The 13007-nt window shown below is 66.8% G+C and carries 10 protein-coding genes; 7 read left to right on the top strand and 3 right to left on the bottom strand.

The window, feature by feature from the left end; translation table 11 throughout:
* Nucleotides 1-5 precede the first annotated feature (5 nt).
* From QWY84_RS16025 to QWY84_RS16035, 3 genes are read left to right on the top strand one after another with little or no spacing between them, the layout of a single operon-like run.
* Nucleotides 6-1898, top strand: coding sequence for a TRAP transporter permease (locus QWY84_RS16025; protein WP_290203904.1), 1893 nt, complete (start codon nt 6-8; stop codon nt 1896-1898).
* A complete protein-coding gene (locus QWY84_RS16030) occupies nt 1895-3286 on the top strand; it encodes an acyclic terpene utilization AtuA family protein (RefSeq protein WP_290203905.1) in 1392 nt (463 codons plus the stop codon). Before QWY84_RS16025 ends, QWY84_RS16030 begins: the two co-directional genes overlap by 4 nt.
* Nucleotides 3270-3629 (top strand): AtuA-related protein, encoded by a 360-nt coding sequence (locus tag QWY84_RS16035; RefSeq protein WP_290203906.1) that lies wholly within the window; start codon nt 3270-3272, stop codon nt 3627-3629. The genes QWY84_RS16030 and QWY84_RS16035 overlap by 17 nt, the downstream gene beginning before the upstream one ends.
* A 402-nt stretch (nt 3630-4031) precedes the next feature.
* On the opposite strand, the gene QWY84_RS20135 is transcribed toward QWY84_RS16035, so the two are convergent.
* Nucleotides 4032-4370, bottom strand: coding sequence for a helix-turn-helix domain-containing protein (locus tag QWY84_RS20135; protein WP_353959909.1), 339 nt, complete (start codon nt 4368-4370; stop codon nt 4032-4034).
* 860 nt (nt 4371-5230) lie between these two features.
* On the opposite strand from QWY84_RS20135, the gene QWY84_RS16045 reads away from it, so the two are divergent.
* The 3 genes from QWY84_RS16045 to QWY84_RS16055 all read left to right on the top strand — a co-directional run bounded on the left by QWY84_RS16045 (nt 5231) and on the right by QWY84_RS16055 (nt 10056).
* Nucleotides 5231-5650: a hypothetical protein gene (locus tag QWY84_RS16045; RefSeq protein WP_290203908.1), complete on the top strand. Its 420-nt coding sequence runs from the start codon at nt 5231-5233 to the stop codon at nt 5648-5650.
* Nucleotides 5651-5842: 192 nt separating this feature from the next.
* Nucleotides 5843-6955, top strand: a complete 1113-nt coding sequence (locus QWY84_RS16050) for an efflux RND transporter periplasmic adaptor subunit (protein ID WP_290203909.1) — start codon at nt 5843-5845, stop codon at nt 6953-6955.
* Nucleotides 6955-10056, top strand: coding sequence for an efflux RND transporter permease subunit (locus QWY84_RS16055; RefSeq protein WP_290203910.1), 3102 nt, complete (start codon nt 6955-6957; stop codon nt 10054-10056). Before QWY84_RS16050 ends, QWY84_RS16055 begins: the two co-directional genes overlap by 1 nt.
* Before the next feature lie 174 nt (nt 10057-10230).
* Here QWY84_RS16055 and QWY84_RS16060 read toward each other — a convergent pair whose 3' ends face one another.
* Entirely contained in the window at nt 10231-11007 is a 777-nt protein-coding gene (locus QWY84_RS16060) for an HD domain-containing protein (RefSeq protein WP_290203911.1), read from the bottom strand.
* A gap of 113 nt (nt 11008-11120) precedes the next feature.
* On the opposite strand from QWY84_RS16060, the gene QWY84_RS16065 reads away from it, so the two are divergent.
* Entirely contained in the window at nt 11121-12119 is a 999-nt protein-coding gene (locus QWY84_RS16065; protein WP_290203912.1) for a GlxA family transcriptional regulator, read from the top strand.
* Nucleotides 12120-12144: 25 nt separating this feature from the next.
* Here the strand turns inward: QWY84_RS16065 and QWY84_RS16070 are convergent, their stop codons facing one another.
* Nucleotides 12145-12966 carry a methyltransferase domain-containing protein gene (locus tag QWY84_RS16070; protein ID WP_290203913.1) on the bottom strand — a complete coding sequence of 274 codons (822 nt, stop codon included), beginning with the start codon at nt 12964-12966 and terminating at the stop codon, nt 12145-12147.
* Nucleotides 12967-13007 lie beyond the last annotated feature (41 nt).

Genomic DNA, 13007 nt, shown 5'->3' on the forward strand with positions numbered 1-13007 from the left:
TTCCCATGCGCGAGAACCTGACCCGAGTCCTGGCCCTGACGCTCGGTGGGCTGATCCTCTATACATCGGCCACCGGCCCCTTCGAGAGCCTGATCCAGCGCGGGATCTTTCTCGCGCTGGTGATCCTTCTGGGGTTGACCGTGTATCCCCTGTGGGCCGGCACCCGCTGGCGGCCCCTCGGCCTGGCCGTCGACCTGTCGCTGGCGGTGGGCGCGGTGGTGGCCTGCGGTTACGTGGTGATGAACCAGCAGCGCATTCTGGTGGAACTGCCCTGGGCGGGACCGCGCGAAATGCTTTTCACGGGCGTGCTGCTGGTCGCGATCCTCGAACTGTCGCGGCGCAGCATCGGGGTGATCTTTCCGCTGCTGGTATTGGCCGGCCTGGCCTATGCCTGGTTCGGGGCGCTCATACCCGGCCCGCTGGGGCATCGCGGCTTCGACCTGGCCTACATGACCGAGACCATCTATCTCGGGGACCTGGGTGTATGGGGCATGCTGGTCGGAGTCGCCGCCACCACCATCGCGGCCTTCGTGCTGTTCGGCTGCCTGCTGCTGCACACCGGTGGCGGACAGACCTTCATGGATCTGGCCCTGCGGATCAGCGGGCGCTCGCCCGGGGGCGCGGCCAAGGTGGCCACCGTGGCTTCGGGGCTGTTCGGCATGGTTAGCGGCAGCGCGGTGGCCAACGTGGCCACCACCGGCAACTTCACGATCCCCATGATGAAGCGGCTCGACTACCCCCGCCCCTTCGCCTCCGGCGTGGAAGCCGTGGCCTCCACCGGCGGGCAGATCGCACCGCCGATCCTCGGGGCGGCTGCCTTCATCATGGCCGAGATCCTCGGCGAGAGTTACGTCCGCATCGCCCTGGCGGCGCTGCTGCCGGCAATCCTCTTCTACCTGGGTGTGTTCCTGACCATCCACCTGGTGGCCAAGCGACGCCAGCTGCGCGTGGTGCCCGACGACGAGCTGCCCAGCTGGGTCGAGGTACTGCGCCCGGCGCGCCTCGTGCCGATCCTCGCTGCCCTGGGCGGGCTCTTCTACGGCGTGCTCTCCGGGCGCTCCATCCAGATGGCGGCGTTCTACGGCATCTCGATGACGGTGCTCACCTTCGTGCCCTTTGCGCTGCTGGCGCGGATGGGGTGGCGCGAGATCGTCGGCAAGCTGCTGTCGGGGCTCACGGATGCCGGGCGGGGCATGGTGATCATCGGCGTGCTGCTCGCCGGGGCGCAGATCCTGGTGGCGATGATCGGCATGACCGGCATCGGGGTGACGCTCGCCAGCCTGATCGTCAACGTGGGCGGCGAATCGCTGTTCCTGGTGGCGGGCATCGTCGGCGGCGTGTGCCTGATTCTGGGCATGGGCATTCCCACCACCGCCGCCTATGTGCTGGTGGCCTCGGTGCTGGCGCCAGCGCTGACCACCGTCGGCGTCGAGCCGCTGATCGCCCATCTGTTCGTGTTCTACTTCGCCACGTTGTCGGTCATCACGCCGCCGGTATGCGTGGCGGTGTTCGTGGCGGCGGGCATCGCCGATACCAACTGGCTGCCGGCGGCCGGCGAGGCCGTGCGCCTGGCGGCGGCCATCTACGTGATCCCCTTTCTGCTGCTGATCTATCCCGCCCTGGCCGGTTTCGGCGGCGCGGTCGATATCCTGCTTGCGATCTGTCAGGGCGTCGTCTTCGTGCTGGCCTTCGCCTCTCTGATATCGCGGGTGGCGATCACCGGCCATCGTCTGCTCGATGTCGCCGGTCTGGTGTTGGTGATCGGCCTGGCGCTGACGCCGGGGTGGCTTACCACCACGGCCGCGTTGCTGGCGCTGGTGGCCCTGTACGGCACGCGGCGGCGCGCCCCCATACGCGGCGCTGCCGGAAAGGTACCGGCGGAGGAGACGCACCCATGACCTTTCTGCTGGGAAGCGGTGCCGGCTTCTCCGGCGACCGCACCGATGCGGCGATCCCGGTGGTGGCCGAGCTGGTTCGTCGTGGCCAGCCCTGTGCGCTGCTCTTCGAGACCCTGGGCGAACGCACTCTGGCGGCGGCGCATCGCGCCATGCGCGACGATCCCGCCAAGGGCTATGAGCCGCTGCTGGACGAGCTGCTCTCTCCCGTGCTCGGCGACTGCCTGGCCCACGGCGTTCGCGTGCTGGGCAACTTCGGCGCCGCCAACCCGCTGGGGGCGTGCCGGCGCGTGCGCTCGCTGGCCAAGGCCGCGGGCAGGGAGGCGACGCGTATCGGCCTGGTGGAAGGGGACGACATCCGCGACCGCCTGGCGGGCCTGGATCTTCAGCGCTGGGAGGCGGAGAACCGTGAGCTGCCGGGTGCCGAAGCGTTGATATCGGCCAACGTCTATCTCGGGGCAGCCCCTCTGGTGCAGGCCCTGGCGCAAGGGGCCGAGGTGGTGGTGACCGGGCGCGTTGCCGACCCGGCGCTGTTCCTGGCTCCGCTGGTGCATCATTTCGGCTGGGCCTGGGACGACTGGGACCGGCTGGCCGCGGGCATGATGGCCGGGCACCTCGGGGAATGCGGTGCCCAGGTGACCGGCGGCTACTTTGCCGACCCGGGGTTCAAGGACGTGCCCGGGCTGGCCACGGTGGGTTATCCCATCATCGAGGTGGAGGAAGACGGCAGCCTGGTGGTCACCAAGCCTCCGGGTACCGGCGGCCAGGTGACCCAGCGCACGGTCAAGGAGCAGCTGCTGTACGAGGTGCACGACCCTGCCAACTATCTGACCCCGGACGTGGTGGTGGATCTCAGCCAAGTCGTCGTGCGCGAGGTGGGGCCCGATCGGGTGGCCGTAAGCGGAATCCGCGGCAAGCCGGCGCCGGAACGGCTCAAGACCACCGTGTGCTACGAAGGCGGCTGGCAGGGCGAGGCGGAGATCTCCTACGCCGGCCCCAATGCGCTGGCCCGGGCTCGGCTGGCGGCCGAGATTCTCCGCGAGCGGCTGGGCTTTCGTGCACCGCCCGAGCTGCGCTCGCGGCTGGACCTGATCGGCCATGCCAGCGTCTTCGACAGTGACGGCGGCGACCTGCAGATGCAACGACAGCCGAGCGAGTCCGGCGACTACCGCCTGCGGCTGGCCGTCGAGCACCCCGAGCGGCACCGGGTCGAGCGCGCCACCCAGGAGCTTCTGGCCCTCTACTGCGCGGGGCCGGCGGGCGGCGGCGGGGTGCGTCGCCACTTCCAGCGCCGCGTCTGCACCGCCTCCTACCTGGTTAAGCGCAGCGATGTGGTCGCCTGCGCCACCCTGTTCGACGAGAGGAGCCATGCCCATGCCACCAGTCACTGAGTTTGTCACGTCGACCAGCGTGCCGCTGCATCGTCTGGCCCACGCGCGCGCCGGCGACAAGGGCGACCGGCTCAACCTCGCGTTGTTCGCCTATACCGAGCGAGATTACCCGCTGCTGGTCGAGCAGGTCACCGAATCGCGCGTGCTGGCCCTGTTCGCCCATCGCGGTGCCAGCCGCGTGCGCCGCTATCTGATGCCGGGCCTGGCGGGCATGAACCTGGTGATCGACGATGTCTTGCAGGGCGGCGTCAACGGCGCGCTGAATCTCGACGGTCACGGCAAGACGCTTTCCTTCCTTCTGCTCGGCATGGAGATCGTCATTCCGGCCCCGCCAGAGAACTGAGCGGGCTCAGGAATCGAGGTCGGATCGCTCGCTTGACGATTCGTGGTCGGTCCCGTCGGGGCCACCAAATGCCCTGTCTTGCCGCTGCCAGGGAAGACGTAGTAGCCGCAGATGTACGCCTAGCGCTCGGCGAGCAACTCCACGCATCAAGGGCATGGTGATCGGCCGAAGAACGGACGAGTTACGAGCCAACCCAACTGTCTCGGCCGCCAACCTATGTCGAGGACGCCCCCCTCCATTGGGATGCGGTTCGATGTGCGACTGGAACCCGATAGCATGAAGGACGGCGTCCTTCGGGGATGTCCACGATCCGCCTTCATCGTGTGACGAGACCTTTGGTGACCCAGCTGACCGTAACGCCCGGTTTTGGATCACCGATATCGGGGCGGGAGCGAGCGGACGTTAGCTGTTTTCCTCTGACGTGACGACATGGACAGCAACGAGCTCGCCAAAGTTGGTACTGCGCCGCAAAGCCTCGACGTCCAAGCAAAGGTGGGGGAATGCGTTAACTGCGGCTTGAGTGCGGTTGGTGGCGTCGAGCTTAATCATTGCGTTTCTCAGATGGTATACCACCGTGCGTCTCGATATGTTGATAATCTGAGCGATTTCCCACGCTGTTTTACCTTCCGCCGTCCAAAGAAGGCACTCCTTTTCGCGCCAAGTGAGCTCGCGTTGCCCGCGGGGAGGTACGTTCTCCTTCAGCACATTGCGCAAAGCTTCCTGCACGTGCGAGGCGAACATTTTCCCGCAGAAAATGGCGGCTGTTCGGCGATGCTCATCGATTCCGCTCTCGTTTCTCCAGTTGAACGTGAGCAGGCCCCATTCTCCGGTTCCGTGAATCGGAAAGGTTACGCCATTTTCTATCCCGTGTGCGCGAACCGCGGTCTTCGGCCGGAAGCGCCTGGCTGAGCCCACCTATGCCGAGTGGTGGAAGGCGACCCGGCTTATGCAGATAATCTACTTCAAGGCGTGAGCGAAAGAGAGTTGGGAGTAGCAATGACTTGCCAGGGATGGATCGCAAGGGTGTGCGCGATTGTGATGACGTGTGTGGCCGTATCAGCGGCTGCGCAGGTGCCGCCATGTGAGTCAGCACAAGGGCACGTGATATTCGTTCTTCCTGGATACGCAGCATCGGCTGTGGTCGCCTTCCCGCTCGACGGGGGCCGCTGCAGCGATCGAGCGGGCGCAGGCGTTGTGTGAGGAGCATGATGTGGGCAAAGAGTCGCACTCTGACGGCACACGTCACGAGGACTACTTCGAGTAGCCGCTTGGCCGGGGTGGATTGTTTCCGAATCGTATCGAGCGACTGGTGGATGTGATACGCGTCGCGCTGCCGGCTATTGAGCGGCTGGTATGGTCATCCATGGACCGAACCAAGAACACCACAGGGGGGAATTATGAGTGCGTCGCCAAGTGCGCGTAGGGCGGGATTGGCCTTGATGCTAATCGGAGGGCTCGTTGTGATGGTGAGTGGTGCGCATGCCGAGATCAAGTACGAGCGCTCACACGAGAACAACTGGGACTCGTACTTTTACATAGACTCTCAACCAGGCGGCGAAGGGCGGGCATTTGTCGAGGCCCAGGGGGGCGAGAGGGGTGCCATGCGCATCGACTTTGTGGCCGACTCTTGCCGGGAGTCGTTCTATTTAGCCGTGTTCGATCAGGTGCATCGGTTTCCTTCTTCCGCGGGCTTGAAGGATGGGCGCGCCCAGTTGCGGGTCGATCGGCGGGATATCCGTGCCGGGGATGTGCTCTACAACCGTGTGCCGAAAACTCGGCTTGCCGAGGTGGCGGTGGTCTTCGACGATGCCACCGGCGTCCTCCGAGATCTGCGCAATGGCCACACGGCGCGAGTCCGGGTCCTCGGCGGCAACGATTCCTGGATCGCGGCGTTTTCCCTGGCGGGGTCCAACGCGGCGATCCAGCGGGCCCAGGCCTTGTGTGAAGAGTACGGGGCCGACCACGAGGACTACTTCGAGAACGCCCCGAACGAGGATCGCTTCCAAGGTGCGTCAGGCTAACGGCGCTGGTGCTGCCGATGCGTGGCGCTGCTAGCCGCGTGCTTTGCGGCGGGGGCATTCGCTGTCGGTCGTTGGCTGATCGCCCTTGGTGGACAGAAGAAACAGCCAGTGCGCTAAACTTGCGGTCGATCCTGTTCCGGCATGGATACCGTTGCCCATACCCCGTGGGCTCTTCGCAGGGAGGAGCAGCACATGGCGTCGCCCCAGGGTCTCCGCGCCCGGTTCCTGAACTCCACCACTCTCGTTTTCGTCGCCATCATCGTGCTCCTCACGGTGTGGATCGGCAGCGGCATGCTGGGTCGCGACGATGCTCCGGTTGCCGAGCGGGAGCCCCCGGGCCCGCCCACGGTGGCGGTGATGACCAGCGAGGCGCAGCCGGTGACCCGGGAGATCGTGCTGTACGGCGACGTGGAGCCCAATCAGGTCACGGTACTGCGGGCGCGCACCGACGGCATCGTCGAGGAGATGACCAGCACCGGCACCCGGGTGGAGCGCGGTGAGGCCGTGGGCCAGCTCTCCATGGATGATCGGCAGGCGCGTCTGGCCCGGGCAAAGGCCCAGCTGGCCTCGGCCCGGCGGAACTACGAAAGCACCATGGACATGGTCGAGGATGGATTCGTGTCGCAAACCGAGGCCCAGACGCGACTGGCCGAGCTGGAGGCCGCCCGCGCCGACCTGCGCGCCATTGAGCTGGAGATCGAGAACACTACCCTGCGCGCGCCCATCGGCGGGGTAGTCAACCGGGTGGACGCCGACCTGGGTGCCTATGTCTCCATGGGCGGCGAGGTGCTGCAGATCGTCGACAACGATCCGCTCATCGCCGTGGTCCACGTGCATCAGGCTGCGGCGCCGCGGCTGCGCACGGGCATGCCGGCCCGGGTGGACTTCATCGGCGGCGGCCGTCGCCAGGGCACCATCCGTTACATTGCGCCGCTGGCTGACGCTGCAACGCGGACGTTCCGGGTGGAAGTGGAAGTGGACAACAGCGATCCGGCCCTGCCTTCAGGACTGAGTGCCGAGGTCGTGATTCCCACGGAAACCGTGCAGGCGCATCGGGTGTCGCCGGCGCTGATCCGGCTGGACGCCCGGGGCCGCATCGGCCTGCAGACCGTGGACGCGGACGACCGCGTCGCTTTCACTCCCGTGGAGGTGGTGCGTGCCCGGGCGGACGGCGTCTGGGTTACCGGCCTGCCCGAGCAGGCACGCGTTGTCACCATCAGCCGCGGTATGCTCAGCCCGGGCCAGGCGGTCGACGTGCGCGAAGTCCCCGAGGACTATCTGCGCCAGAGTGAGGAGGCCCGCTAGTGTACCGCGCCCTCGCAGCCGTGTTCAGCCGGGCGCGCACGGTGAGTCTGCTGCTGGTGCTGATCGTCCTGGCCGGCGGCTACTCCTACGTGACGGTGCCCAAGGAAGCGACGCCGGAGATCGAGACCCCGTACTTCGTGGTGACTGTCACCTATCCGGGCATCTCTGCCGAGGATAGCGCCCGACTGCTGGTGGAGCCGCTGGAGCGCCAGCTCCAGTCCATCGCCGGGTTGCGGCGCATGGACGCCCGGGCCGCTGACGGCTTCGCCACCGTGACCCTCGAGTTCGATCCGGGCTTCGATCACCAGGCCGCGCTACAGAGCGTGCGCGACGAGACGGACAACGCTACACCGAAGCTGCCCGCCGGCGCGGACGCGCCCTCCGTGCGGGAGATCGACCTGTCGCTGTTCCCGATCCTCACGGTGGCGCTCTCCGGCGACGTCCCCGAGAGGGAGCTGATCCGTGTGGGACGGCAACTGGAGGAGCGGCTGGAGTCGGTGTCGGGGGTGCTGGAGGCCGATATCTCCGGGGCCCGGGAAGACCTCATGGAAGTCATCATCGACCCGCTGGCCCTGCAGTCCCACGGGCTGTCCCCGCGGGAAGTCAGCCAGGCGATACGCAACAATAACCAGCTGGTTACCGCCGGCGCTTTCGACACCGGTTCCGGGCGCATCGGCGTGTCCATCCCGGGGACGATCCAGTCGGCGGCGGACGTTCTGGTCATGCCGGTGCAGGTCACCGACAACGCCGTGGTGCGCGTCCAGGACGTGGCCGAAGTGCGCCAGACTTTCCAGGATCCCGTCAGCTTTGCCCGGATCGGAGGCCAGCCCACCATCGGGCTGGACATCAGCAAGACCTCCGGGGCCAATATCATCGACACCGTCGCCGACGTCCAGGCGGTGGTCGAGGAGATGCGAGCGGACTGGCCCGAGTCGGTGCAAGTGGACTACCTGCTGAACCAGGCCGAGGACGTCGCGGATCTGCTGGGCGACCTGGAGAACAACGTCATCGCCGCGGTGGTCCTGGTCATGCTCACGATGATCCTGGCCCTGGGCGTGCGGGCGTCGCTGCTGGTGGCCATCGCCATCCCCAGCTCGTTCCTGGCGGGCATTCTCGCCATCAACCTGATCGGCTTCACCCTGAACATCGTGGTGCTGTTCGCCCTGATTCTCGTGATCGGCATGCTGGTGGACGGTGCCATCGTGGTGGTGGAGCTGGCGGAACGCTACCGCGAGGAGGGGCGGTCCCGGCAGGAGGCGTTCCTGGGCGCCGCCCAGCGTATGGCCTGGCCGCTGGTTGCCTCGACAGCTACCACCCTGGCGGTGTTCATTCCGCTGCTGTTCTGGCCGGGCGTGGCCGGGCAGTTCATGCGTTACCTGCCGGCCACCGTGATCGTCACCCTCACCGCGTCGCTGCTCATGGCGCTGGTGTTTGTCCCGGTGATCGGCTCGTTGCTCCCCGGTGGCAACTCGCCCGCGCCTGCCGCGCGCACGGCCAACGGATCGGGCCTCTACGGCCGGATGCTGCACTATACCGTTGCCCGGCCAGGCTTCGCCGTAGGCCTCAGCCTGCTGGTGCTGCTGGGCTCCTTCGCCCTGTACGGCGCGCTGGGCAAGGGCGTGAACTTCTTCCCCGCCGTGGAGCCGGAGCGCGCCCAGATCCAGGTTCGTGCGGACGGCAACCTGTCGGTGCAGGAAGCCGACCGCCTCGTGCGCCTGGTGGAGGACAGGGTCATGGACAAGGAAGGCGTGGACCGCGTCTACGCCCGCACCATCGGCTCCGTGGAGGCGCGTCTGGCTGCCAACCTGGCGCCGGATGTCATCGGCACCATCCAGATCGACTTCGATGACTGGCGTCACCGGGAGCCCGCCGCGGTCATCCTGGATCGCATCCGCGAAGCCACCGAGTCCATCCCCGGGCTGGGGATTCAGATCCAGGAGCAAGAGTCCGGCCCCGGGGATGCCCGGCCGGTGCAGATCGAGCTCTCCGCCGCCGATCGGGAGCGGCTGGGTCCCGCCTCCCGGCAGCTGCAGGAACTCATGGCCGCCCAGGGGACGTTCGTCGATATCGCCAGCGACGTGCCCATGCCGCAGCCGGAGATCCGCCTGCAGGTGAACCGCGAGCAGGCCGCTCGCTACGGCGTGGACATCGCCACGCTGGGGGATACCGTGCAGCTGCTCACCAACGGTCTTTTGCTGGGTTCCTATCTGCCGGAGTTCGCGCCGGACGAGGTGGACATCCGCCTGCGCTACCCGTTGGAGGATCGTACCTTCGCCCAGCTCGCCGAGCTGCGCATTGCCACCGAACGCGGGATGATGCCCATCACGAACTTCGTGGAGCTGACCGCCTCGCCGGCGCCGTCGGTGATCAACCGGGTGGACGGCCGCAACGTGCAGACGGTCTCCGCCGATATCGTGCCGGGGACCACCGTGACGGCGGAGCTCGCCACCCTGCGGGAGGCCATCGCGGCCTCCGGCCTGGACGACGAGGTGGATGTGGGCTTTGCGGGCGAGGTTGAAGACCAGCAGGAGGCGATGATCTTCCTCGTCGAGGCCTTCGTGGTGGCGATCTTCCTGATGTTTCTCGTCCTGCTGACGCAACTGAACAGCTTCTTCCAGAGCCTGCTGGTCCTGTCCGCCATCGTGTTCTCCTTCGCCGGGGTGTTTCTGGGGCTGCTGGTCCGGCAGGAGCCGTTCTCGGTGGTGATGAGCGGTATAGGCATCATGGCCCTGGCGGGCATCGTGGTGAACAACAACATTGTGCTCATCGATGCCTACAACGCCCATCGCGGCGCCGGGCTCGGACCGACGGACGCTGCGCTGCGCGCCGGCTCGGAGCGCCTGCGCCCGGTACTGCTCACGGCGATCACCACCATCGTCGGCCTGCTGCCCATGGTGTTCGGGATGACCGTCGACTTCTTCGCCCGGGACCTGTTCTTCGGCGCGCCGTCCGGGCAGTTCTGGGTCCAGCTCGCCACCGCTATCGTCGGCGGGTTGGCCGTCGCCACGTTCATTACCGTGCTGCTGACACCGGCGCTGCTGGCATGGGATGGCAAGCGACGCGCGACCCGGACTGCGCCGTCGACACCAGCTGCGGAATGACCGCACGCCGGCTGAGATTCGCGGGCAAGCAGCGAGCCAACCCGGGTCACCGGCCGTCGGTGAACGGCACCGTCAAGGCGCCAGCAGGTTCAAGGCTACGCGGCGGTGTAGAAGCTCATCGTTTGGGCCCTCCGAATAGCCCGCGACGGCCCCGCATGCTGCCCGGCAGAGCATTCATGCCGGACGATCCAGAGGGTTCTGCGCCGCCATCTTCAGGAAACCCAGGTTCACCAGCACCGATGCCCGCGACCCGGGTGCGTGCTGCATGGCCGACATCGTCTCGAGGATCTCGTCGCGAAATCCGGCTCGCGGGCACAGATCGTGAACCGCATCCAGGATTCCTCGCGGCAACAGGTGCGCGCCCGTGCCGATGACATCCAGGTGAGCGCCTCTTTGAAGGCAAGCCGCCTCGGGGTCGTGCCGCGACAACGACAGGTACGGGTTCAGGTGGTAGCTGATCGCCTCATAGACCAGGCGTCGGCGCCGTTCCTCCCAGCCCTGGTCCGCTGCGAACTGCCTGGCGCTTCTCGCGCCGACGACAGCGAATCCGCAACAGGCCGACTGGTCCCGGAAGCCGTCGGCCAGTCCCAGGTCGTGCAGCAGGCTGGCCACGTACAGGGCCTCCGTATCCACCCGTAAGCCGTGGAACTGGGACCAGACGGCCGCGAAGTAGTATGTGCGCAGGCAGTGCAGCCGCAGCGCGTCGCTGTGGTGACGATGGACGAGGTCCATGGCGGCATTCGCGGCGGCGGAGTCCGGTATCGTCACCGCATCGAGATCAACCCGGTCGATTCGGCGGTCGTGAACGCCGAATCGGGCGATGAGCCGCGACAGCTTCTCCGTGACCTGCGCCCGGACCAAGCCTGCTACCAGCCGCATCTGCTCCGGGCGGGACAGGATGCCGTGGGTTCGTTCGCCCCACTCCAAGGATCCCATGGTCGCTCGTGCCATTGTCGTCGCTCCCTGTGTTATCGGGATGGACAGTCTGCCCACGATGGCCCAATTGGCGTATTGGCGATATCGCCTTATTATTGGCTGATCAAGACAGAACGAGAGCGGACACCATGCATGTCGGCATCCTGCTCTATGGCGGCTGCCTGGCCATGGAGGCCTTTGCGGTCAGCGACCTTCTGCTGCTCGCCAACAGGCTGGTCCAGGCCGGCGCGGAGGGGTCCGGCGAGCCGCCGTTCCGGGTCGAGGCCATCAGCGTCGGCGGCCGCAGGGTCAGCACTGCCGGCGGTTTCTCGGTGGGGGCCAGCCGGCCGCCGGAGAGCCTTGATCGACTCATTGTCCCGGGGTTCGACTTCGGGCGATTCGACGTGCTTGACGGCAAGCTCGCCGAGCGCGACGCCGAGCAGCGGCTCATTCGCAGGGCGTTCCGCCGTGGTACGCCGGTGGCGTCCGTGTGCACCGGCGCCTTCATGCTGGCCGAGGCGGGTCTGCTGGATGGGCGCCGGGGAACCACGGCCTGGTTGTTCGCGCCGGAGCTTGCGCGCAGATACCCGAGCGTGGAGGTCGTGCCGGAGGCCCTGTTCATCGAAGACACCGGGGTGACCACGGCAGGCGCGTTCAGCGCGGCCACGGATCTCGCCATCAGCCTTGTCCGGGCCCGGTGCGGCAACGCGTTGGCCGACAACGTCGCGGGCGTTGCGCTCGTCGATGGCTCCCGGGACAGCCAGGCCCCCTCGATCAACTGGAGCATGCTCCCCGCGGGCGGCTACAGCTTCTCGGAGCAGGTCCGGCGATGGCTCGCCGATCGTTACCATGAGCCCTATGACGCGGCGCGTCTTGCGCGGGCGTTCCATGTCAGCCCGCGGACGCTGCTGCGGCGCTTCAGGCGGGAGATGGGCATGACGCCGTTGCGCTACCTGCAGGGGTACCGTGTGCAGATCGCCAAGCAGCTCCTGAGCGCAACGGCGCTCAGTGTCGGCGAGATCACCGACCGCGTCGGCTACGCGGACACGGCCACGTTCTGCTCGCTTTTCCGCCGACACACGCGCACGACGCCGGCGGCGTACCGTCGCCGCCACGCTGATGCTCCAGGCTCTGTCGCCCACGGCTGAACTGGCGCGGGCAGCCGAGCCCGGATCATGCAGCCGGCCTTATGCCCCAGGCCTGTACGAGCGTAAAGGTGATCTGCACCTGATCCGGATTCTGGATCGCCTGCTCCACGGCCTGAACTAGTGTGTCGAACTCCCTGTCCGTGACCAGGCCCGCCGCAATCATCCGCTCCCGCATCGCCCGCGCGCCGATGACGGGCATTCGCATGTAGGGGTGACCATTCTGCAAGGCGTGCACGGATGCGCGGATCCGTACATCCTGCAGCCCGGCCTCCTTCAGCATGTGAAAGGTCCGGCGCCCGATGTTGATATCGCCGCGCAGCGCGAACGTGCGCTCCAGCAGGTCCAGTAGCTCCGTCCACTCGGGGCAGTGCGGATAGAAGCTCCAGGAGCTGTGATCGTTTTCCTGGCTCGCGACGGTGCCACCGGGTTTCGCCAAGGAAATCATGTTGTCCAGCACGGCAGCGGGCGATTCGACGTGGGGAAGAAGGAAACGTGCATGGACCAGGTCAAAGGAGCACCGCGGCAGGTTCGGTTCCCTGACGTCACCTTGTTGCAGTTCCACGTTATGCAACCCTTCCGCGCGGGTGTAGGCGGCTGCCGTATCCAGGAGCGCTCGATCAGCATCAAGGCCCAGCACGCGGCCGCTCGTCCCGACGTAGTGCGACAGCGGGCCGAGAACACCCACGCCGCCGCAGCCGATGTCGGCACAAGACCACCCCGGCATGACGCCGATCCGTTCCAGCATGGCCTCGGCATCCGGTTCCCATACCTGTGCCTGAATCCGGAGGCGCTCTGGTTCGTCGTCGCCCGCCAGGAAGTACCCGTCCTTTCCTTGCGTTGCTGACATCCTTCTCCCTCGTCCGGTGAACACCCGGTGTCCGCCGTTCG

This window comes from Aquisalimonas lutea (assembly GCF_030409225.1).
Classification (GTDB): domain Bacteria; phylum Pseudomonadota; class Gammaproteobacteria; order Nitrococcales; family Aquisalimonadaceae; genus Aquisalimonas; species Aquisalimonas lutea.